The organism is Sphingomonas chungangi (assembly GCF_013778325.1).
Lineage (GTDB): Bacteria > Pseudomonadota > Alphaproteobacteria > Sphingomonadales > Sphingomonadaceae > Solisphingomonas > Solisphingomonas chungangi.
Map to the genome: position 1 here is coordinate 339,969 of NZ_JACEIB010000001.1, position 19,346 is coordinate 359,314.

Annotated in this window: 22 protein-coding genes; 11 read left to right on the forward strand and 11 right to left on the reverse strand. The window is 67.0% G+C overall.

Going from position 1 to position 19,346, the window contains the following annotated elements:
- Positions 1-18: 18 nt before the first annotated feature.
- Together HZF05_RS01635 and HZF05_RS01640 are read right to left on the reverse strand one after the other, a co-directional pair.
- Entirely contained in the window at positions 19-1,233 is a 1,215-nt protein-coding gene (locus tag HZF05_RS01635; RefSeq protein WP_160365231.1) for a DUF445 domain-containing protein, read from the reverse strand.
- A gap of 232 nt (positions 1,234-1,465) precedes the next feature.
- A complete protein-coding gene (locus tag HZF05_RS01640) occupies positions 1,466-2,620 on the reverse strand; it encodes an efflux RND transporter periplasmic adaptor subunit (protein ID WP_160364879.1) in 1,155 nt (384 codons plus the stop codon).
- 217 nt (positions 2,621-2,837) lie between these two features.
- On the opposite strand from HZF05_RS01640, the gene HZF05_RS01645 reads away from it, so the two are divergent.
- Positions 2,838-3,548 carry an SIMPL domain-containing protein gene (locus HZF05_RS01645; protein ID WP_160364880.1) on the forward strand — a complete coding sequence of 237 codons (711 nt, stop codon included), beginning with the start codon at positions 2,838-2,840 and terminating at the stop codon, positions 3,546-3,548.
- Positions 3,549-3,642: 94 nt separating this feature from the next.
- Here HZF05_RS01645 and HZF05_RS01650 read toward each other — a convergent pair whose 3' ends face one another.
- From HZF05_RS01650 to HZF05_RS01660, 3 genes are all read right to left on the reverse strand, one after another.
- Positions 3,643-3,900 (reverse strand): GlsB/YeaQ/YmgE family stress response membrane protein, encoded by a 258-nt coding sequence (locus HZF05_RS01650; RefSeq protein WP_160364881.1) that lies wholly within the window; start codon positions 3,898-3,900, stop codon positions 3,643-3,645.
- A 315-nt stretch (positions 3,901-4,215) separates the two neighbouring features.
- A complete protein-coding gene (sciP, locus tag HZF05_RS01655) occupies positions 4,216-4,515 on the reverse strand; it encodes a CtrA inhibitor SciP (protein ID WP_160364882.1) in 300 nt (99 codons plus the stop codon).
- Between the two features lie 83 nt (positions 4,516-4,598).
- Positions 4,599-4,892, reverse strand: a complete 294-nt coding sequence (locus HZF05_RS01660; protein ID WP_160364883.1) for a hypothetical protein — start codon at positions 4,890-4,892, stop codon at positions 4,599-4,601.
- Positions 4,893-4,994: 102 nt separating this feature from the next.
- Between HZF05_RS01660 and mnmA the strand changes: the two genes are divergently transcribed.
- A complete protein-coding gene (gene mnmA / locus HZF05_RS01665; protein ID WP_160365232.1) occupies positions 4,995-6,104 on the forward strand; it encodes a tRNA 2-thiouridine(34) synthase MnmA in 1,110 nt (369 codons plus the stop codon).
- Here the strand turns inward: mnmA and HZF05_RS01670 are convergent.
- From HZF05_RS01670 to pdxH, 3 genes are all read right to left on the reverse strand, one after another.
- Positions 6,101-6,895, reverse strand: coding sequence for a PhzF family phenazine biosynthesis protein (locus tag HZF05_RS01670; RefSeq protein ID WP_160364884.1), 795 nt, complete (start codon positions 6,893-6,895; stop codon positions 6,101-6,103). The two genes, mnmA and HZF05_RS01670, sit on opposite strands and share 4 nt — an antisense overlap.
- On the reverse strand, positions 6,892-7,815 hold the full coding sequence (locus HZF05_RS01675; RefSeq protein WP_160364885.1) for a cation diffusion facilitator family transporter: 924 nt from the start codon (positions 7,813-7,815) through the stop codon (positions 6,892-6,894). Before HZF05_RS01675 ends, HZF05_RS01670 begins: the two co-directional genes overlap by 4 nt.
- A gap of 103 nt (positions 7,816-7,918) precedes the next feature.
- Positions 7,919-8,497: a pyridoxamine 5'-phosphate oxidase gene (gene pdxH, locus HZF05_RS01680; RefSeq protein ID WP_160364886.1), complete on the reverse strand. Its 579-nt coding sequence runs from the start codon at positions 8,495-8,497 to the stop codon at positions 7,919-7,921.
- A 113-nt stretch (positions 8,498-8,610) separates the two neighbouring features.
- Between pdxH and HZF05_RS01685 the strand changes: the two genes are divergently transcribed.
- The 6 genes from HZF05_RS01685 (at position 8,611) to HZF05_RS01710 (ending at position 13,446) form a co-directional block, all read left to right on the forward strand.
- Complete coding sequence (locus HZF05_RS01685; RefSeq protein ID WP_160364887.1) at positions 8,611-9,561, forward strand: DnaJ C-terminal domain-containing protein; 951 nt, start codon at positions 8,611-8,613, stop codon at positions 9,559-9,561.
- A 50-nt stretch (positions 9,562-9,611) separates the two neighbouring features.
- Positions 9,612-10,514, forward strand: coding sequence for a YihY/virulence factor BrkB family protein (locus HZF05_RS01690; protein ID WP_160364888.1), 903 nt, complete (start codon positions 9,612-9,614; stop codon positions 10,512-10,514).
- A complete protein-coding gene (gene fabI / locus HZF05_RS01695) occupies positions 10,502-11,305 on the forward strand; it encodes an enoyl-ACP reductase FabI (protein ID WP_160364889.1) in 804 nt (267 codons plus the stop codon). The genes HZF05_RS01690 and fabI overlap by 13 nt, the downstream gene beginning before the upstream one ends.
- The gene (gene aroC / locus HZF05_RS01700) at positions 11,305-12,393 is read left to right on the forward strand and encodes a chorismate synthase (protein WP_160364890.1); all 1,089 of its coding nucleotides are present in this window, start codon (positions 11,305-11,307) and stop codon (positions 12,391-12,393) included. Before fabI ends, aroC begins: the two co-directional genes overlap by 1 nt.
- Before the next feature lie 113 nt (positions 12,394-12,506).
- Complete coding sequence (locus HZF05_RS01705) at positions 12,507-12,830, forward strand: hypothetical protein (RefSeq protein ID WP_160364891.1); 324 nt, start codon at positions 12,507-12,509, stop codon at positions 12,828-12,830.
- Positions 12,831-12,999: 169 nt separating this feature from the next.
- Positions 13,000-13,446 (forward strand): hypothetical protein, encoded by a 447-nt coding sequence (locus HZF05_RS01710; protein ID WP_160364892.1) that lies wholly within the window; start codon positions 13,000-13,002, stop codon positions 13,444-13,446.
- Between the two features lie 40 nt (positions 13,447-13,486).
- On the opposite strand, the gene HZF05_RS01715 is transcribed toward HZF05_RS01710, so the two are convergent.
- Together HZF05_RS01715 and HZF05_RS01720 are read right to left on the reverse strand one after the other, a co-directional pair.
- On the reverse strand, positions 13,487-14,776 hold the full coding sequence (locus tag HZF05_RS01715; protein ID WP_160364893.1) for an adenylosuccinate synthase: 1,290 nt from the start codon (positions 14,774-14,776) through the stop codon (positions 13,487-13,489).
- A 12-nt stretch (positions 14,777-14,788) separates the two neighbouring features.
- The gene (locus tag HZF05_RS01720) at positions 14,789-15,895 is read right to left on the reverse strand and encodes an ATP phosphoribosyltransferase regulatory subunit (RefSeq protein ID WP_160364894.1); all 1,107 of its coding nucleotides are present in this window, start codon (positions 15,893-15,895) and stop codon (positions 14,789-14,791) included.
- Positions 15,896-16,203: 308 nt separating this feature from the next.
- On the opposite strand from HZF05_RS01720, the gene HZF05_RS01725 reads away from it, so the two are divergent.
- Genes HZF05_RS01725 through HZF05_RS01735 form a run of 3 tightly spaced genes read left to right on the forward strand, consistent with a single transcriptional unit; the run spans position 16,204 to position 17,528 of the window.
- On the forward strand, positions 16,204-16,770 hold the full coding sequence (locus HZF05_RS01725; protein WP_160364895.1) for a hypothetical protein: 567 nt from the start codon (positions 16,204-16,206) through the stop codon (positions 16,768-16,770).
- Positions 16,770-17,165 carry a hypothetical protein gene (locus tag HZF05_RS01730; RefSeq protein WP_160364896.1) on the forward strand — a complete coding sequence of 132 codons (396 nt, stop codon included), beginning with the start codon at positions 16,770-16,772 and terminating at the stop codon, positions 17,163-17,165. The genes HZF05_RS01725 and HZF05_RS01730 overlap by 1 nt, the downstream gene beginning before the upstream one ends.
- Before the next feature lie 45 nt (positions 17,166-17,210).
- Positions 17,211-17,528, forward strand: a complete 318-nt coding sequence (locus HZF05_RS01735) for a hypothetical protein (protein WP_160364897.1) — start codon at positions 17,211-17,213, stop codon at positions 17,526-17,528.
- A gap of 131 nt (positions 17,529-17,659) precedes the next feature.
- Here HZF05_RS01735 and serA read toward each other — a convergent pair whose 3' ends face one another.
- On the reverse strand, positions 17,660-19,237 hold the full coding sequence (gene serA / locus HZF05_RS01740) for a phosphoglycerate dehydrogenase (RefSeq protein ID WP_160364898.1): 1,578 nt from the start codon (positions 19,235-19,237) through the stop codon (positions 17,660-17,662).
- Positions 19,238-19,346: the final 109 nt, after the last annotated feature.

The window sequence follows — 19,346 nt, forward strand, 5'->3', positions numbered from 1 at the left end:
GGTTTCAGGTGGAGCCGTTCACAGCCAGACATCGACGACGTGGATCAACAGCCCCACCATGCCGCCGACCAATGTGCCGTTGACGCGGATATACTGGAGATCGCGGCCGACCGCCTGCTCCAGCCTGCCGGTAACGGTCTTGGCGTCCCAGCTGCGCACCGTGTCGGAGACCAGCCGGACGATGCCGTCGCCATAGGCCGCCGCGATGCCCACCGCCGCGCGTCGCGCGAAGAGATTGATGGTGCGCGCCAGCCGCGGCTCGGACTGGAGGGTCTGGCCGAGCTGGCGTAGCGTCTCGCCCAGCCGGCCCGCCATCGCCGCATCCGGATCGCGCGCGCCCTTGAGCAGGGCGGCGCGTGCCTGCGCCCACAGCCCGTCGAGCCAGGCCGCCACCGCCGGGCTGGCGATGATCTCGTCCTTGAAGGCGTTGACCCGGGCCTGCAGTCCCTCGTCCTCGCGCAGGCGGCGGGCAAGATCGACGAGTCCCTCTTCGGCCTTGTCGCGAAGGGGGTGCTCGGGATCCTCGCCGACCTCCTCGATCAGCCGGTAGAGCCCGTCTAGGATCTTGTTGGCGAGCGTCTCGTCGAGGCCGGTCCAGCGCATCACCGATCCCGCCTTGGCGGAGATCATCGCCCGGATCGTCTCCTCGTTTGCGACGAGCGTGCGGCCGACCCAGTCGATCGCATTGTCGAGGATCGGTACGTGCCGGTCCCTGTCGATCGCGGCGGCGAGCGCCTGGCCCAGCACCGGCGCGACGTTGAAGGCGGAAAGCCGCTGCGACACGGCGGAGCGCACCATACCTCCCAACCGCTCGGCATCGAGCGCGCTCACCACGTCGGCGATCAAGCGCGAGGCGCCGAGCCGTAACCGGCTCGCTTTGTCGGCGGCCGGGCCGGGCGCGGCGAGAAAGCGGCCGGTGGCGCCCGCGAGGTCCAGCCGCCGCATGCGCCGCGCCACCACCGAGGGGATCAGGAAATTCTGACGCAGGAACGAGGCGAGCGCGTCACCGATCCGGTCCTTGTTCTTCGGGATGATCGCGGTGTGGGGGATGGGCAGGCCGAGCGGATGGCGGAACAAAGCGGTCACCGCGAACCAGTCGGCGAGGCCGCCGACCATCGCCGCCTCGGCGAAGGCGCGGACATAACCGAAGGCGGGATGATGCGCCTCGGCTGCACGGCTCGCGACATAGACCAGCGCCATCACGACGAGCAGGCCGGTCGCGACCAGCCGCATCGTCCTCAGGCCGTTGTCGCCGAGGGCGAACCCGGTTCGTTGCGCAGGCGGATCGCTCATGCCCCCATTAAGGCACAAGACGGCGGATTGTTCATCCTCTTGGTTTGATAAGGCGGCACCGGCCCGCTCCCCCGCCCAGCCTCCCGATCCAGGGTCATTCTGTCGGGAGGCTGGGCGGGGGAGCGGGCCGGTGCGATAGAATGCGCTCTTCCACGCATTCTCAGACAAAACCTTACTTCTTCAGATCGGGGACGACCTTCTCGCCGACGTTGAGGAAGGCGCCGGCCGAATAGACCACGCGCTCGTTGCCCTGCAGGCCCGAGAGGATGGCGAGCCCCGCGTCGGACACGTCGCCGATCTTCACGGCGCGGCGCTGTACCTTGTCGTTCTGATCGACGACGTAGACGTAATTGCCTTGATCGTCGCTCAGCACGGCGGATTCGGGGAGCACGGGCGCCTCGGTATTCTGCGAGGAGAAAGCGGCGGTGGCGAAACCGCCGGGCCGCAGCGATGGATCGTAGGAAAGCTGCACGCGCACCGTGCCCTGACGGCTGACCGGATCGATCATCGGCGCGATCTGCCAGATGGCGCCCTGGAAGCTGCGGCCGGCGCCGACCGGCGTGACCGTCACCGGCATGCCGACCTTGAGCCCGGCGATATCCTGCTCGGCGAGCTTGGCCTGCATCTCCAGCGTGCCGTCCATCGCGATACTGAACAGCGCGTTCGATCCCGAGCTGACGATCTGCCCCGCCTCGACGTTGCGGGCGAGCACGAAGCCGGAGGCGGGCGCGCGGATGTCGAGCCGGCCGAGCCGAGCCGACTGTTCGCGATATTGCGCCTGTGCCAGCCGCACCGACGCATTGGCCGCATCGCGCGCGGCGGTGCGCGAATCGATGTCGGCCTTGGAGATGAAGCCGCGCGAAACCAGCGCCTGTGCGCGATCGAGATTGCTCTCGGCAAGCTTGGCGTTGGCCACGGCGGAGGCGATCTGCGCCTGCATCTGGCTGGTCTGCGCCGCCTGCACCGCCGGATCGACCGTGGCGAGCGTCTCGCCGGCGCGCACCCAGTCGCCCGCATCCACCAGTACGCGGCTGATCATGCCGCCTTCACCCGCGACGCCGACCGGCATGTCGCGCTTGGCCGAGAGCGAGCCGGTGGCCGTCACCTTGGCGGCGACGGCGGTGCGGCCCGGCACGATCACCGTCACGGTGGGCGCGGAGTTGCTCGGTGCCGTCGGCGTGCTCTTGCGGCCGAAGAAGATGCCGGCCACGATCACTGCCACGAAGATGGCGGCGAAGATCAGGATCAGCTTGCGGCGCTTTGCCTTGGTGGCGCGATCGGCGTCTTCGCTGTTCACGTCGCCGCTCCATCCCTGATCGTAGTTCATGCCTCACCCATGCGCATACGCCGCGCCCGCAGGGCGCCCCTCTGAGAGTGTGTTATCTGAATAGTGCACTCGCATCAAGCCATTGCTTCGCTTTTGCGAGAGGGCGGATTCTATCATGAACGCGGGCTGGGCACCATGTTCAGCTTCGGTTGATCGGCCGCACGGCACAGGCTGCGGTACGTGCCGGGCAGGGTCCGCCCGGCCGAGGGAGACGATCATGAACTATCGCATTGTGTCCGCCGCCATGCTCGCCATGGCGATGCCCGGCGCCGCGCTCGCCGACGATATCGCCACTGTGCCGATCGCGGGCACTCGGCTCGATGTCAGCGCCGATGGCGCGGTGACGCGCGCACCCGATATCGCGTCGGTGACGGCGGGCGTCGTCACGCAGGCGTCCAACGCCGCCGGCGCGATGGCCGAGAATGCCCGCAAGATGGCCGCGACGGTGGCTGCGCTGAAGCGCGCGGGCGTGACGGACAAGGATATCCGCACCGCCTCGCTAAGCCTTCAGCCGCAATATCGCTATACGGACGGCCAGCCGCCGGCCATCACCGGCTATCAGGCGAGCAACCAGCTGACTGTCACCTTCCGCGACATCGCACGCGCCGGGTCGATCCTCGACGCGTTGGTTGCCGCCGGGGTCAACCAGATCGGCGGGCCGGACTTCGCGCTGGAGCATCCCGACGCTGCCATGGATGAGGCGCGCGCGCAGGCGATGCAGAAGGCGCGTGCCAAGGCGGAGGTCTATGCCAAGGCGGCGGGCCTCTCGATCAAGCGGATCGTCGCGATCGGCGAGGGCGGCGGCTATGCGCCTGAGCCGCCGCGCCCGATGATGATGGCGATGGCCCGCGCCAAGGAGGCGACCGACCTGCAGCCCGGCGAGGAGAAGATCGGGGTGACCGTCAATGTGACGTTCGAACTGCAATAGACAAAACAAAGGCCGCCCCGCTCGCCGGCGGGGCGGCCCATCATGCGGAAGTAAGCCGCGCTACGCGGTAAACGCTACTCGCACCGGGGACGTGTCAGCGCACCGAGCCACGGCGCACCAAATTCACGATCGCGAGAAGGATGATCGCGCCGAGCAGCGACACCAGGAAAGTGCCGAGCGTCAGGCCCGCATTGTTGATGTTGCCGCCGCCGGTCACCAGGCCGCCAATAACCGCGCCGACGATGCCGACGACGATGTTGAGGATGATGCCCTGCTGGGCATCGGTGCGCATGACGATGCTGGCGAGCCAGCCGACAATGCCGCCGATGATCAGCCAAAGAATGATACCCATGTCCTGCCTCCTGCTTCGCCATGTCGGGCCTGGACCTGCCGCATGGCGCTCCGGTTGTTGATACGCATGGAGAATGATTGCGTTCCGTGGGGCGGGGACTTTGGGGTGACCTTGAGGCCACTCCGTTCGTGCTGAGGAGCCGCTGAGCGAAGTCGAAGCGGCGTCTCGAAGTACAGCCGCAGCGCATACCCTTCGAGACGGGCCTTCGACTGCGCTTCGCTCCGCTCAGTCCCTCCTCAGGGCGAACGGTGGGGTCGAGAAAAAGGCCGCCCCGCTGGTCGGCGGGACGGCCCGTCTTTTGGTCTGGCCAGTCGCTCAGAACTTCTGCTGGCGCTCGTAAACCGATTTGTAATGCTGGATGCGGGTGACGCGCAGGCCGGGCATGCCGGAACGGTCCACCGCGCGCTGCCAGCCGGCGAATTCCTCGAGCGTCAGCGAATAACGCTGGCACACCTCGTCCACGGTCAGCAGTCCGCCGTTGACGGCGGCCACCACCTCGGCCTTGCGGCGCACGACCCAGCGCCGCGTCTCCGGCGGCGGGAGCGTGTCCAGGGTCAGCGGCTCGCCGAGCGGGCCGATCACCTGGGCTGGGCGAAACTTCTGATTCTCGATCACTTCATCACACCTCGAACTGGGCCTTGGCCGGCGATGCTCCCCCATCGCGTCGCCCCATCTAACGGGGACCGGTTGAAGGAAGGCTAAAATGCCAAGGTAAATCCGGGCTTCATAAGTCTTGACCGCGCCTTGCCGGCGGATGCGTGGGCGACGCGCGGGTGAAAGCTGCCGTTGAGCGCGTTCGCTGCGCCGGCATCCGCGCCGCCGAAAACCTGAACGAGCGCGGAGAGATTGTCAGTGGCGAGCTTGCGCTCCGGGCGTGCCATGCGGCCGGCGAGCTGCGCGGTCGAGGTCGCGGCCTGGCTCACCGCCGCGCCGGCGATCAGCAACGCGTGATCGAGAGCCGGTTCCGCCGGGAAGAGATGGTCGTGCTTCATGTGGACAACACTGCGGTAAGCATGGCTAACAATCGGTAAACGAGGTCTCTCGACCGGCGGGTTTTGCGGTGGGACGAGGGATCGGCTATGGGCGCCGCCATCATGCAGGCCGATTTCCAGCTGGGCAGCGATCTGAAGGGCCGCCGCATCGTCGTCGCCATGTCGGGCGGGGTCGACAGCTCGGTCGTGGCCGCGCTCGCCGCGCGCACCGGCGCCGAGACGATCGGCATCACGCTGCAGCTTTACGATCACGGCGCGGCGGTGGGCCGGACGGGCAGCTGCTGCGCGGGGCGCGACATCCGCGATGCGCGCGCGGTGTGCGACCGGCTCGGCATCGCGCACTACGTCTTCGACTACGAGAGCGCGTTCCGGGAAAGTGTGATCGATCGCTTCGCCGACGATTATATGGCAGGCCGCACCCCGATCCCCTGCGTGCGATGCAACCAGGGGGTGAAGTTCACCGATCTGCTGCGGCTCGCGCGCGATCTCGGCGCGGATTGCCTCGCCACCGGCCATTATGTGCGGCGCGTCGAGGCGGCGGCGGGCGCCGAGCTGCACCGCGCCGCCGATCCTTCGCGCGACCAGAGCTATTTCCTTTTCGCGACGACGCAGGACCAGCTCGACTACCTGCGCTTCCCGCTGGGCGGTATGCCCAAGCCGCTGGTGCGCGAGCTGGCGGCAGAGATCGGCCTCGGCGTCGCGGCCAAACCCGACAGCCAGGACATCTGCTTCGTGCCGGACGGCGATTATGCCTCGGTGGTCAAGAAGGTGCGCCCCGAGGCCGAGCGCGCCGGCGAGATCGTCGACCAGTCCGGCCGGGTGCTGGGCGCGCATCGCGGTCTCGTTCATTTCACCGTGGGCCAGCGGCGCGGGCTGGAGATCGGCGGGTCGCCGGAACCGCTTTACGTCGTGAAGCTGGATGCGGAGGCGAACCGTGTCGTGGTCGGCCCGAGGCGGGCGCTCGCGGTGAGTGCCGCCACCCTGTTCGACGTGAACTGGCTGGGCGGCGACTTCGCCGGGCCGCTGACCGCCAAGGTACGCTCGATGGCGAAGCCGGTGCCGGCGCGCTTCGAGAACGGCGTCGTCCGGTTCGATGCGCCGGAATATGGCGTCGCGCCGGGACAGGCTGCGGTGCTGTACGATGGCGAGCGCGTGCTGGGCGGGGGCTGGATCGAGATCACCCAGCCCGCCGGTGCGGCGCTGGCTGCTTAGAGCAGGAAGCTCCCCTCGATCACCGTGCGGCATCGGCCGGATAGCACCACCCGTTCATCCTCGTAGCGGCAGTCCAGCCGCCCGCCGCGGGCGGAGGCCTGATAGGCGGTGAACGCCGTCCGACCGAGCTTCCCGGCCCAATAGGGCACCGCCACCGCATGCGCGGAGCCCGTCACCGGGTCCTCGTCGATCCCGCCGCCGGGCGCGAAGGCGCGGCTGACGATGTCCGTCTCGCTCCCGCGCGCCGTTACGATCGTCAGAATGTCGCCATGAGAACCGAGCTTGCGGAAGTCGGGTTCGCAAGCACGGACGATGCTCTCGTCCTCGACCACGACGAGGCCGTAGCGATGTTCGTGCCACAGCGTCTCGACCACGCCGTCGATGCCCAGCGCCGCGACGATTTCCGGCAGCGGCTTGGGCGACGGCTTCCAGCTCGGCAGCGCCAGCGCATAGCCCTCGCCGTCGCGCATCACCTCCAGCACGCCGGCCTTGCGGGTGCGGAAGGTCACGCGATCGCGCCCCGGCTCGCCGCCGAGGATCGCATGGCCGCTCGCCAGCGTGGCGTGGCCGCACATCACCACCTCGACCGTGGGCGTGAACCAGCGCAGCTCGAAATCCGCCTCGCCGCTCGCATCGGGCAGGAAGAAGGCGGTCTCGGAGACGTTGTTCTCCTCCGCGATCTTCTGGAGCGTGGCGTCGTCCAGCCACGCGTCGAGCGGCATCACGGCGGCCGGGTTTCCGGTGAAGGGCGCATCGGCGAACGCGTCGATCTGGAGGATAGGCAGCTTCATATCTCGCTCCTCTCGGCGATGTGGGCGGGCAATGTTCCCTCGGCATCGACATGGCCGACGGGATCGGGATGGATGATGACCTCAAGGCCGGGGAAGGCCGTCATGAGCTTCGTCTCGATCGCCTCCATCACGTCATGCGCGGTGCCGATCGTCGTCTCGGGCGGGAAGGACATGTGGAACTGCGCGAAATCGTGCGCGCCGCTGGTGCGGGTGCGCAGGTCGTGCATGCCGGACATCGCCGGGATGGTGGCGGCGACGTCGAGGAAGGCGCGGCGCTTCTCCTCGGGCCATTCGCGGTCCATCAGCTGGTCGAGCGCGTGGGCGGCGGAGCTCCAGGCGCCCCAGCCGAGCCAAGCCGCGATGCCGAGGCCGAATAGCGCGTCCGCTCCGTGGAAGCCGGCGTAGCGATCGAGCGCCAGCGCGATGACCACCGCGAAGTTGAGCGCGAGGTCGGACTTGTAGTGGAGGTTGTCCGCCCCGATGGCGATCGACTTCGTGCGCGCCAGCACCGCTTTCTGATAAGCGAGCAGCACCATGGTGGCGGCCGCCGCGATGATCGAGACGACGATGCCGGCCTCCGGCGAGGCGGTCGGCGCGCCTTCGGCCAAAGCCATCACCGCACGCGCCGCGATCGCCACCGCCGACGCGGCGATCAGCGCGACCTGGAACAGCGCAGCCAGCGCCTCCGCCTTGCCGTGGCCGAAGCGGTGATGTTCGTCCGCGCGCTGGGCGGCGACATGCACGCCGTAGAGCGTGACGAGGCTGGCGACGAGATCGAGCCCGGTGTCGGCGAGCGATGCCAGCATCGCGACCGAGCCGGTCTTCACCGCCGCATAGCCCTTGAGGCCGAGCAGCAAGGTCGCGAGGCTGACCGAGGCCAGCGCGGCGCGGCGGTTGAGGGCTCCGGCGTTTTCAGTCACCGTTGGTCCCGAGCGAAGTCGATGGACGTGAGGTAAACGGCGCGCCTGAAGCGCGTGCCTCGACTTCGCTCGACACGAACGGCGGAGGGAAGGCGCGAGAAGTTCATGGGTAGAGCAACCCCTCGCTCCATCCGTCGCCGTTCCGCACGAACAGCCGCCGCTCGTGCAGGCGATGCGCGCGGTCCTGCCAGAATTCGATGCGGGTAGGCGCGACGCGGTAGCCGCCCCAGTGCGGTGGGCGCGGGACGTCGCCGCTTTCGAAGCGCTTCACCATCTCCTCGAACCGCGCCTCGAAGGTCGCGCGGGCATCGAGCGGGCGCGATTGCTCCGAAGCCCAGGCGCCCAGCTGCGAATCCCGCGAGCGCGATGCGAAATAGGCGTCCGATTCCTCGTCGGACACCATGCTCACCGGCCCCTCGATCCGCACCTGCCGGCGCAGGCTCTTCCAGTGGAACAGCAGCGCCGCCTTCGGATCGCCCGCCAGCTCGCCCGCCTTGCGGCTCTCGCGGTTGGTGTAGAAGACGAAGCCCACCTCCGAATGGCCCTTGAGCAGCACCATCCTGACCGAGGGCATGCCGTCCGCATCTACCGTCGCGAGCGCCATTGCGTTGGGATCGTTGGGCTCGGAGGCCTTGGCGTCCTCCATCCAGTCTCGGAACAGGGCATGGGGGTCGGTCGTCATGCTCAAGCACATAGCGATACGGTGGCACTTGCGTTAGGCGTGACGGCACCACATCTGCACTGTGATATTTCAGCAACAGTTTTCACGATACGCGGCTAGGCTACACGAAGACGATGGCAGACCCCTATTCGACCCTGGGCGTGGCGCGGAACGCCGACGAGAAGGCGATCAAGTCCGCTTATCGCAAGCTCGCCAAGGAGCTGCACCCGGATCGCAACCAGGACAATCCACAAGCGGCCGATCGCTTCTCGGCGGTGACGCAGGCTTATGACTTGCTCTCCGACAAGGACAAACGCGCGCAATATGATCGCGGCGAGATCGACGAGAACGGCCAGCCCAAAGCGCCGTTCGGCTTCGGCGGCGGTGGCGGCGGCAACCCGTTCGCGGGGCGCGGCGGCTTCCGGCCCGGCGCCGGCCCCGGCGGCGCGGGCGGCTTTGAGGGCGGCGATTTCTCCAGCATCTTCGACGATCTGTTCAACAATGGCGGGGGGAGCGGCCCGTTCGGCGGGGCGCGTCGTGCCGGCGCCAGGCCGCAGCCCAAGGGCGCGGACGTCACCTATCGCCTGTCGGTCAGCTTCGAGGATGCCGCGGCGCTCCGCCCGCAGCGCGTGACGCTCGCCAACGGCAAGACGATCGAACTCAAGCTTCCCGCCGGCGTCGAGACCGGCACCCAGCGCCGCCTGCCCAGCCAGGGCGAGCCCGGCCCCGCCGGCCCCGGCGATGCCATCATCACGATCGAGGTGCAACCGCACCGCTTCTTCACCCGCGAGGGCGACGATGTGCGGCTCGATCTGCCGGTCCGGCTCGACGAGGCGGTGCTCGGCGCCAAGGTGAAGGTGCCGACCGTGGACGGCGCGGTGATGGTGACGATCCCCAGGGGATCGACCTCCGGCAAGACGCTGCGCCTGGGCGGCAAGGGCTTCCACAAGGAAGGCGGCGGGCGCGGCGACCAGCTTGTGACTTTGCTCGTCGATCTTCCCTCGGGCGATGCCGAGCTTGAGAAGCTGGTGGAGAGCTGGACCGGCGACCGGGACCGCAATCCGCGCAGCGGGCTCGGCGTCTGAAGGACATCTCGCCCGAGAGCCCGGAGGCGCGTTCGCACCGGCCTGGCCGGATGGAGCGGGCCACGGCGGCGCTCGGCATTCCCTTGCGCCTCTTCACCATCGCCAAGCGCGTGGTGATCGGCGTCTATTCGGACGGGTTCATTCACGCCGGCAACCTCGCCTACCTGACGCTTCTGGCGCTCTTCCCCTTCTTCATCATCGTGACGGCGCTCGCCCAGCTGTTCGGCCGCTCGGGAGACGGGGCGGAGGCCGTGGCGCAGGTGCTGCGACTGATGCCGCACGGTGTCGCGGGATTGCTGCGGCCCGCGATCGACTCGGTGCTGGCGGCGCGGACCGGGCCGCTGCTGTGGCTGGGTGCGATCGTCGGCTTCTGGACGGTGGGCAGCTTCATCGAGACGATCCGCGACATATTGCGTCGCGCCTACGGCACCCGGCCCAGCGGTGCCTTCTGGCATTACCGGCTCGGCGCGGTGGCAATCATCGTGGTCGCCGTGATGCTCATGATGCTCGCCTTCGCGGCCCAGGTGGCGCTGACCGGCGCCGAGCAGTTCATCTACCGCCTGCTCCCGGTCGCGCAGGAGCTGACCGGCTGGATCGCGCTCTCCCGCATCGTGCCCACCTTCGTGGTGTTCGTGGCGCTCTACGTGCTGTTCTACACGCTGACGCCGAGTCTCTATCGTTTCTCCAAGAATCCGAAATGGCCCGGCGCCGCCTTCACCGCCGGCTGGTGGCTGGCGGTGACGGTGGTGCTGCCGGTGATCCTCAATCGGCTCGGCAATTACAACCGCACCTATGGCAGTCTGGCCGGCATCGTGATCATGCTCTTCTTCTTCTGGCTGGTCGGTTTCGGCCTCGTAATCGGCGCACACCTGAATGCGGCACTGGCGGAATCCCCCGAACAGGAGCTAAAGGACCCCGCCGAAGAGACTGAGGAAGCAGCATGGCCGGTTTGATGCAGGGTAAGCGCGGGCTCATCATGGGCCTGGCCAACGACAAGAGCCTCGCTTGGGGCATCGCGAAGATCCTCCGCGAGCACGGCGCGGAACTGGCTTTCTCCTATCAGGGGGAGGCGATCCTGAAGCGCGTGAAACCGCTCGCCGGGCAGCTCGGCTCGGACCTGCTGATCGATTGCGACGTGGCGGACATGGATGCGCTGGACGCGGCGTTCGATACGCTGAAGGCGACGTGGCCGACGATCGACTTCGTGGTCCATGCCATCGGCTTCTCGGACAAGAGCCAGCTGCGCGGCAAGTTTTACGACACCACGCTCGACAATTTCCTGATGACCATGAACATCTCGGCCTACAGCCTCGTCGCCGTCGCGAAGCGCGCGCGGGAGATGATGTCGAACGGCGGCTCGATCCTGACGCTGACCTATTACGGCGCCGAGAAGGTGATCCCGCACTACAATGTGATGGGCGTCGCCAAGGCCGCGCTGGAGACCAGCGTGAAATATCTGGCGGTCGACATGGGGCCGGAGGCGATCCGGGTGAACGCGATCTCGGCCGGCCCGATCCAGACGCTCGCCGCGCGGGGAATCGGCGACTTCAACTACATCCTCAAGTGGAACGAGCTGAACGCGCCGATGCGCCGCACCGTTACGATCGAGGATGTCGGCGGGGCGGGCCTGTATTTCCTGTCCGATCTGTCGGCGGGGGTGACCGGCGAGATCCACCATGTCGACGCCGGCTACAACGTCATCGGCATGAAGGCCGAGGACGCGCCGGATATCGCGCTCGCCTGATGAGCTACAACAGCTTCGGCCGCGTGTTCCGCTTCACGACTTGGGGCGAGAGCCACGGTCCGGCGCTCGGCGCCGTGGTGGACGGCTGTCCTCCGGGGCTGGCACTTGCCGAGGCCGACATCCAGCCCTGGCTCGACAAGCGGCGCCCCGGCACCTCGCGCTTCACCACGCAGCGGCAGGAGCCCGATCAGGTCCGCATCCTCTCGGGGGTGTTCGAAGGCAGGACCACCGGCACCCCGATCAGCCTGATGATCGAGAATGTCGACCAGCGCTCCAAGGATTATTCGGAGGTCGCGCTGGCCTATCGCCCCGGCCATGCCGATTACGCCTATGACGCCAAATACGGTTTCCGCGACTATCGCGGCGGCGGCCGATCCTCGGCGCGCGAGACGGCGGCGCGGGTGGCGGCGGGCGCGGTGGCGCGGGCGGTGATCGCGGAGGTGCGGATCAGGGCCTATCTGGTCGAGCTCGGCGGCGATGCGATCGACCGCACGGCGTTCGACGATGCGCAGATCGACGCCAATCCCTTCTTCTGCCCCGATGCCGCCGCCGCCGCGCGCTGGGAAGAGATCATGGACCGCACCCGCAAGGCAGGCTCCTCGGTCGGCGCGGTGGTGGAGTGCATGGCCGAGGGTGTGCCCGCCGGCTGGGGGTCGCCGCTCTACGCCAAGCTCGACAGCGAGCTGGCCGCCGCGATGATGAGTATCAACGCGGTGAAGGGCGTCGAGATCGGCGACGGCTTCGCAGCGGCGCGGCTGACCGGCGAGCAGAATGCCGATCCGATGCGCCCCGGCAGCTTTGACAATCAGGGGGACGGCAAGCCCGTCTTCCTCGCCAACCATGCCGGCGGCGTCGCGGGCGGGATCGCGACCGGGCAGCCGGTGGTGGTGCGCGTGGCGCTGAAGCCGACCAGCTCGATCCTCACGCCTGTCGAAACCATCACCCGCGAGGGCGAGGCTTCCGACATCCGCACCAAGGGCCGTCACGATCCCTGCGTCGGCATCCGCGCCGCGCCGGTTGTGGAGGCGATGATGGCGCTGGTGCTGGCCGACCAGAAGCTGCTCCACCGCGCGCAGACCGGCTGCTGATCGTTTCGCCGGCGGCGATCCGCCCGAATGGCCGGATCAAGCGCGCGTCCGATGGCACGATCCCTGCGTTCCCATTCTCACCTTATAGAGAAAGAACGACAGGAGAGATTGTCATGCGCATTTTGATCGCCACGGCTGCGGCCGTACTGCTGCCTGCGGCCGCTTTCGCCCAGATGACGGATCCGGCAGCGTCCGCGCCGCCGCCCGGCATGACCCAGCAGACCACCACGACCTCCGCGCCGACCACTGACGCCACCGGTACGCCCGACGGCGGCCAGGCGACGACCCAGACGACCACGACGGCGCCTACCGGCGCAATGGCACCCGATCCGGCGGCGACTCCGGACGGCTCGACGACAACCACGACGAAGAGCTCGACCGATCCGGATACCGGAACCACCAAGACGAAGACCAAGACCAAGCATCATCCCTATTGAGATGGTGCAGCGTTAGCGGGCGACAGGGCCCGCCGCGCAGGAAGGGCCGGGGCCGCGAGGCCTCCGGCCCTTCGTTATATCGGAAGCGTTTCGGTCGGCACTTACCGCTCCGGCATTGGTTAATGCGCCGAGGGTGCGGGCTAATGCCTTGAAAGAGCAGGAGAGACATATGCGCAAGTTTTTGATCGCTGCCACCGTGCTGGCGGCCGTTCCGGCGATCGCACTCGCCCAGAGCGGCGGTGGTGCCGCCGCGGGTGGATCGGGCACTGCCGGCTCGACGGGCAGTTCGGGCTCGACGATGGGCACGGGCGCGACCGGCGCGACTACACAGCCCGGTTCGACCGGCTCGACCAGCCAGAACGGATCCATGGGCTCGACGATGGGCGCAGGAACGATGGGTAGCGGCTCGATGGGCAGCACCGGCTCGGGCCTGAACACCCAAGGCGGCAACAGCGGTTCGATGACGTCGACCGGCGGAACGGGCGGCAAGAGCAAATCAGGATCGAAGAGCACGTCCGGCAGCAGCTCGCCGACGACAAGCGGCGGCTCGATGGGGTCGACCTCCGGCGGGGCTACCACCAGCGGCGGTGCCACCTCGTCCGGCGGCCCGCAGTAAACGTATCGGGAGGCCGGGTGGGAACGCCCGGCCTCTTCGTTCAGTCCGCGAACGGATCGCGGACCAGAATGGTGTCTTCACGCTCGGGGCTGGTGGAAACCAATGCCACCGGGCAGCGGATCAGTTCTTCCACGCGACGGATGTACTTGATCGCCGCGGCCGGCAGATCGGCCCAGCTGCGTGCGCCGGCGGTATTCTCGCTCCAGCCGGGAATCGTCTCATAGACCGGCTCGACATTGGCCTGATCGGCGGCGTGGGGCGGCAGGTAATCATATGCCTTGTCGCCGATCCGGTAGCCGACGCAGATCTTGAGTTCCTCGAAACCGTCGAGCACGTCGAGCTTGGTCAGCGCCACGCCGGTGATGCCGGACACCGCCGCCGCCTGCCGCACCAGCACCGCGTCGAACCAGCCGCAGCGGCGCTTGCGGCCCGTCACCGTACCGAACTCATGCCCGCGCGTGCCGAGCCGCTCGCCGATGTCGTTCTCCTGCTCGGTCGGGAAGGGGCCGGAGCCGACTCGGGTCGTGTACGCCTTGACGATTCCCAGCACGAAGCCCGCAGCACTCGGCCCGAGGCCGGAGCCGCCCGCCGCCGTGCCCGCGATGGTGTTGGACGAGGTGACGAACGGATAGGTGCCGTGATCGACGTCGAGCAGGATGCCCTGCGCGCCTTCGAACAGGATGCGCTTGCCGGCCTGCTTGGCCTCGTTGAGCGTCACCCATACCGGCTTGGCGTAGGGTAGCACGATGTCGGCGATCTCGCGCAGGTCGCTCAACAGCCGCTCGCGATCGATCGGCGGCTCGCCGAACCCGGCGCGCAGCGCGTCGTGGTGCGCGCAGAGGCGATCGATCTGCGGGCCGAGGTCGTCGAGGTGCGCGAGATCGCACACCCGGATCGCGCGACGGCCGACCTTGTCCTCATAGGCCGGGCCAATCCCACGTCGTGTCGTTCCGATCTTGCCGGCGCCGCTGGCGTCCTCGCGCAGGCCGTCGAGGTCGCGGTGGAAGGGGAGGATCAGCGGGCAGGTCTCGGCGATCTGCAGGTTGCTCTCGTCGATCGTCACGCCCTGGCCGCGCAGCTTGGCGATCTCGTCGCGCAGGTGCCACGGATCGAGCACCACGCCATTGCCGATCACGCTGAGCGCGCCGCGCACGATGCCCGAGGGCAGCAGGCTCAGCTTGTAGACATTCTCGCCGACGACGAGCGTATGCCCGGCATTGTGGCCGCCCTGGAAGCGCACCACCACCTCGGCGCGCTCGGTCAGCCAGTCGACGATCTTGCCCTTGCCCTCATCGCCCCACTGGGCGCCGACGACGGTGACGTTGGCCATGGCTGAACTTTCCTACAGGGGTTGGAGGGCGCCGCCGGCCCAGATGTGGGTGCAGCCGAGTGCGGCGGCATCGTCGGCGTCTGACAGGGCCGCGACGGTGGCGTGGCCCTGCGCGTGGAGAGTGCCGGCCACCTGCCCCTCGGTGCCGAGCGGCAGGAACACCCGATCCCGGCCATGCGGGGCGACGCCCGCATCGACGATCGGATCGAGATAGATGGAGAAGCCGACCGCCGGCTCCTCGCGCCCGTCGGGATGCACGATCGAATAGGCCCCGCCACGCCCGACCTCGCCGCGCACGCCGTCGGCGAACAGCGAGAAGCCGATCCAGCTCTGATATTCGAAGCCGTGCCGCTCGGTGGGATCGAGCGTGACGGTGGCGCGGCCGCCGATCGCATCCGCAATGGCGCGGGCGCCGGCGAGCCGCGAGGCGAGGATGCCGCCGCTGTCGATCGCCGAGAGCCGCTCGATCGCCGCATCGACCGGCCCGGCCGCCTCGATCAGCGGCAGATAGGCGGTGGCGCCGAGTGCGGCGAGCGCGCCGGCATCCTTGCCGTCCAGCTCGTGGATCACGGCGTCGACATCGGCGACCGGCATCGGCCCGGCGGCGAGCGTCGCCACCAGATCGGGCAGCGTGAGATCGACCGAGAGGCCGGTCGCTCCCGCCGCCGCCAGCGCATCCAGCGCGACACGCACCGCCTCGATCACGGCGGGCACGGCATCGGTGCCGACGATCTCGGCGCCGGCCTGGCACATCTCGCGCTCGGGGCGGAGCTGCGTGCCGCGCACCTTGAGCACCTGGCCCGCATAGCAGAGCCTGAGCGGCCGGGCGCGGTGGGCGAGGCGGGTCGCGGCGATGCGGCCGACCTGCGCGGTGATGTCCGGCCGGAGCGCCAGCGTGCGCTGCGAGATCGGATCGATCACGCGCAGCAAGTCCGTGCCGCGCGAGGATTTGAGCCGGCCGAGCAGGGTCGTCTCGAACTCGGCGAGCGGCGGCTCGACGCGGGCATAGCCGTTCAGCTCGGTGGTGGTGAGCACCGCGCCGCGCACCCGCCCCAGCGCCTCCGCCTCGGGGGGCAGGCGATCGCGCAGGCCTTCGGGGAGGAGCGAGGGGCTGGTCATGGCGGGGACGCTCTTAGCGGGATTCTGGGGGGATGCTAGGGCTTCGGTGCCGCTGGCGGGATCGATGGGCGGGGTAACGAAAAGAACTGGTTGGCGACGAATTTCGCGAAAAAGCGACAAAGGCTGCACGAGTGACGCCGGTTGTCCCGTCTCGGATTTTCAGGCTGAGAAAGAGCGGCGACGCGGTGAGTCGCGCCGACCGTGACAGACGAAATCCTACATTGGAAGTTTGATATTGCAGGTACGTTCGGCTTGACTATCAATTCTGCAGATAGCGGGAGCTTGCCGATAACGGCATTGGGGGTGGCATGTCTAAATCAAAACGCAACCTGTTGAATATTTCTGCAATATCTATTTTGTTTTTGGAAGTTCACTCCACGATGGCCAAAGCTCAGGATGTGGCAATCTTAAATGAATCATCGATAAAAATCCCATCAACTGTGTTTTCAGAAAACGCAGAAATCACAAAAGACTATGATAAATATTTCTATTTCTATCGAGAAGAAACGTCGTTCACCGAGGCTCTTTCAGATCTGACGGAATGCGATGCGTACGCCAGAGGATTAACTTCGTTCCAGGTGTCAGGAAATCCATATAACAGTGCTAACGGCGGTGGATTGGGCGGAGCCGTGATCGGAGGAGCGATGGATGCGATCATCGGCTCTGCGAAGAGACGAGGGGCGCGGCGCGCCAACATGCGAGTCTGTATGGGATACAAAGGCTACCACCGCTACGGATTGCCTAAGCAGATATGGGAACAAATAAATTTTGACGAAGGGAATTCCTCACCGACGGAGTCGGATCGGCAGAAGATGCTAATGCAGCAAGCCAAGATCGCGTCTGGTCCTAAGCCTGCCAACCCGGAGTTGAATTGATGCGCTTCAATCTCTTGGCGCTCGCGCTTCCTCTTGTTGCCGCCCTTTCTTTTCCTGCCCAAGCTTTCGAAAGGATCAGGCAGATTGGCGACGGCGAGACCCTGCAAATAGATCCTTCTAAAGCCTATATCGCTTTCCGTTTACAGCAGAAAAGCGAATTCCGCTTTCTGCGTATTCCAACTGATGAAGAGCGGGCAGCGTATAACACGGATCGAGCAAATGCGCTGGCAAAGGCGCAGGTCAAGCACCCGGAAATCACCGCAGGGAACTTCGACTATCCCCCAATTGAGATGAAGAGTTTTATCAACACGGATATGGGGCCGGTTTTCGACAAGCAGGGCGGACTATATATTTATTTGATAGCCGTGCAGCCGGGAACGTACCTGATTTATTGACATCTATGGCTAGGCGGAAACGATGATGCAGCGACCTGCTTCTGCATGGGCACCGTAAAATTCGATGCGCCTGCTGGTAAGATCGTGGACTTGGGGCGGTTAAAGTTGAACGATGATTGGGGTGCCCCGGTGTTGCCACCGAATCCCGCTGGAAATCAGTCTTTTGCCGTGATTCCTGCAGATGGCGCGCCGCCTAAGGGCCGTTTGCAAGGATTGCCTGTCTTTGCGGCGGATTTTCACGCGGCGGGAAAGATACCGAACTACTTCGGGGCGCTAATCGACCGCCTTCCTCCCATACCGGGCGTGATCGCCTACGAGCGTGATAAGGTCATTGATCTAAAGGCAACTGGGTCGCGGCCGTAATTGCTCCCGTGGAGTGGGATGCGGCGTTAATTCCCGTTTCAAAGGTTTAGAGTCTGAGCGCCGTATCGATATCGTATAAAGAGCATCGGTAGGGGCGGGCGACCTCAAAACGAAGCCGCCCGCCCTCTACCTCAAAACCCCAGCGCCTTGACCTGCTTCACGCCCGGCAGGCCCTGTACCTTGGCGAGCAGCGCCTCGTCCACGCGGGTATCGACCGAGAGCAGCAGCACCGCCTCGCCGCCCGCCGTGCGGCGGCCGAGGTGGAAGGTGCCGATGTTGACGCCCGCCTCGCCCAAGGTCGTGCCGAGGCGGCCGATGAAGCCCGGCGCGTCCTCGTTGACGATGTAGAGCATCGCGCCGTCCAGATCGGCCTCCACCTTGATCCCGAAGATTTCGGTGAGGCGGGGCGAGGCATTGCCGAACAGCGTGCCCGCGACCGACTTCGGCCCGGCCTTGGTGTCCACCGTCACGCGCACCAAAGTGTGATAGTCGCCCTCGCGATCGTGGCGCACCTCGCGCACGTCCAGCCCGCGCTCCTTGGCGAGCGTCGGCGCGTTGACCATGTTCACCGTGTCCGAATAGACGCGCATCAGCCCGGCCAGCACCGCGCCGGTGATCGGCTTCTGGTTCAGCTCGGCGGCGGCGCCCTCCACCTCGATGGCGAGGCCGGTCAGCGCGTCATGCGCGAGCTGGCCGACGAGGCTGCCGAGCTTCTCGGCGAGCGCCATATAGGGTTTCAGCTTGGGCGCCTCCTCGGCCGAGAGGCTCGGCATGTTGAGCGCGTTGGTGACGCCGCCCGAGACGAGGAAATCGGCCATCTGCTCGGCGACCTGGATGGCGACGTTGACCTGCGCCTCGGTGGTGGACGCGCCGAGGTGCGGCGTGGAGATGAAGTTCGGCGTGCCGAACAGCGGGCTCTCCTTGGCGGGTTCGGTCACGAACACGTCGAGCGCGGCGCCGGCGATGTGGCCGCTGTCGAGCCCCGCCTTCAGCGCCGCCTCGTCGATCAGCCCGCCGCGCGCGCAGTTGACGATGCGCACGCCCTTCTTGGTCTTGGCGAGGTTTTCGGCCGAGAGGATGTTTCGGGTCTGCTCGGTGAGGGGCGTGTGGAGCGTGATGAAGTCGGCGCGGGCGAGCAGCTGGTCAAGCTCGACCTTCTCGACGCCCATGTCCTGCGCGCGCTCGGGCGTGAGGAAGGGATCGTAGGCGACGACCTTCATCTTGAGGCCGAGCGCGCGGTCGGCGACGATCGAGCCGATATTGCCGGCGCCGATCAGGCCGAGCGTCTTGGAGGTGACCTCCACGCCCATGAAGCGGTTCTTCTCCCACTTGCCGGCCTGGGTGGATTTGTCGGCCTCGGGCAGATCGCGGGCGAGCGCGAACATCAGGGCGATGGCGTGCTCGGCGGTGGTGATCGAGTTGCCGAAGGGGGTGTTCATCACCACCACGCCGGCGGCCGAGGCGGCGGGGATGTCCACGTTATCGACGCCGATGCCGGCGCGGCCGACGACCTTGAGGTTGGTCGCCGCGCTGAGGATGTCCTTGGTCACCTTGGTGGAGGAGCGGATGGCGAGGCCGTCATACTCGCCGATGATCGCCTTCAGCTCGTCGGGCGTCTTGCCGGTGATCTCGTCCACCTCGACCCCGCGCTCGCGGAAGATCTTGGCGGCCTGCGGGTCCATCTTGTCGGAAATCAGTACCTTGGGCATGTCGGAGTCCTTTTGGGATAACGTCGCCCCTGCGGAGGCAGGGGCCCATCTCCTGAGCTGTCATGCTCGCGGAACGGTTGGGAGATGGGCTCCTGCCTGCGCAGGAGCG

Bases quoted from the DNA above. Each gene is read 5' to 3' on its own strand.
- HZF05_RS01635 (WP_160365231.1), bottom strand. From the start codon at position 1,233: ATGCGGCTGGTCGCGACCGGCCTGCTCGTCGTGATGGCGCTGGTCTAT.
- HZF05_RS01640 (WP_160364879.1), bottom strand. From the start codon at position 2,620: ATGAACTACGATCAGGGATGGAGCGGCGACGTGAACAGCGAAGACGCC.
- HZF05_RS01645 (WP_160364880.1), top strand. From the start codon at position 2,838: ATGAACTATCGCATTGTGTCCGCCGCCATGCTCGCCATGGCGATGCCC.
- HZF05_RS01650 (WP_160364881.1), bottom strand. From the start codon at position 3,900: ATGGGTATCATTCTTTGGCTGATCATCGGCGGCATTGTCGGCTGGCTC.
- HZF05_RS01660 (WP_160364883.1), bottom strand. From the start codon at position 4,892: ATGAAGCACGACCATCTCTTCCCGGCGGAACCGGCTCTCGATCACGCG.
- mnmA (WP_160365232.1), top strand. From the start codon at position 4,995: ATGCAGGCCGATTTCCAGCTGGGCAGCGATCTGAAGGGCCGCCGCATC.
- HZF05_RS01670 (WP_160364884.1), bottom strand. From the start codon at position 6,895: ATGAAGCTGCCTATCCTCCAGATCGACGCGTTCGCCGATGCGCCCTTC.
- pdxH (WP_160364886.1), bottom strand. From the start codon at position 8,497: ATGACGACCGACCCCCATGCCCTGTTCCGAGACTGGATGGAGGACGCC.
- HZF05_RS01685 (WP_160364887.1), top strand. From the start codon at position 8,611: ATGGCAGACCCCTATTCGACCCTGGGCGTGGCGCGGAACGCCGACGAG.
- HZF05_RS01690 (WP_160364888.1), top strand. From the start codon at position 9,612: ATGGAGCGGGCCACGGCGGCGCTCGGCATTCCCTTGCGCCTCTTCACC.
- fabI (WP_160364889.1), top strand. From the start codon at position 10,502: ATGGCCGGTTTGATGCAGGGTAAGCGCGGGCTCATCATGGGCCTGGCC.
- aroC (WP_160364890.1), top strand. From the start codon at position 11,305: ATGAGCTACAACAGCTTCGGCCGCGTGTTCCGCTTCACGACTTGGGGC.
- HZF05_RS01705 (WP_160364891.1), top strand. From the start codon at position 12,507: ATGCGCATTTTGATCGCCACGGCTGCGGCCGTACTGCTGCCTGCGGCC.
- HZF05_RS01710 (WP_160364892.1), top strand. From the start codon at position 13,000: ATGCGCAAGTTTTTGATCGCTGCCACCGTGCTGGCGGCCGTTCCGGCG.
- HZF05_RS01715 (WP_160364893.1), bottom strand. From the start codon at position 14,776: ATGGCCAACGTCACCGTCGTCGGCGCCCAGTGGGGCGATGAGGGCAAG.
- HZF05_RS01720 (WP_160364894.1), bottom strand. From the start codon at position 15,895: ATGACCAGCCCCTCGCTCCTCCCCGAAGGCCTGCGCGATCGCCTGCCC.
- HZF05_RS01725 (WP_160364895.1), top strand. From the start codon at position 16,204: ATGTCTAAATCAAAACGCAACCTGTTGAATATTTCTGCAATATCTATT.
- HZF05_RS01730 (WP_160364896.1), top strand. From the start codon at position 16,770: ATGCGCTTCAATCTCTTGGCGCTCGCGCTTCCTCTTGTTGCCGCCCTT.
- HZF05_RS01735 (WP_160364897.1), top strand. From the start codon at position 17,211: ATGGGCACCGTAAAATTCGATGCGCCTGCTGGTAAGATCGTGGACTTG.
- serA (WP_160364898.1), bottom strand. From the start codon at position 19,237: ATGCCCAAGGTACTGATTTCCGACAAGATGGACCCGCAGGCCGCCAAG.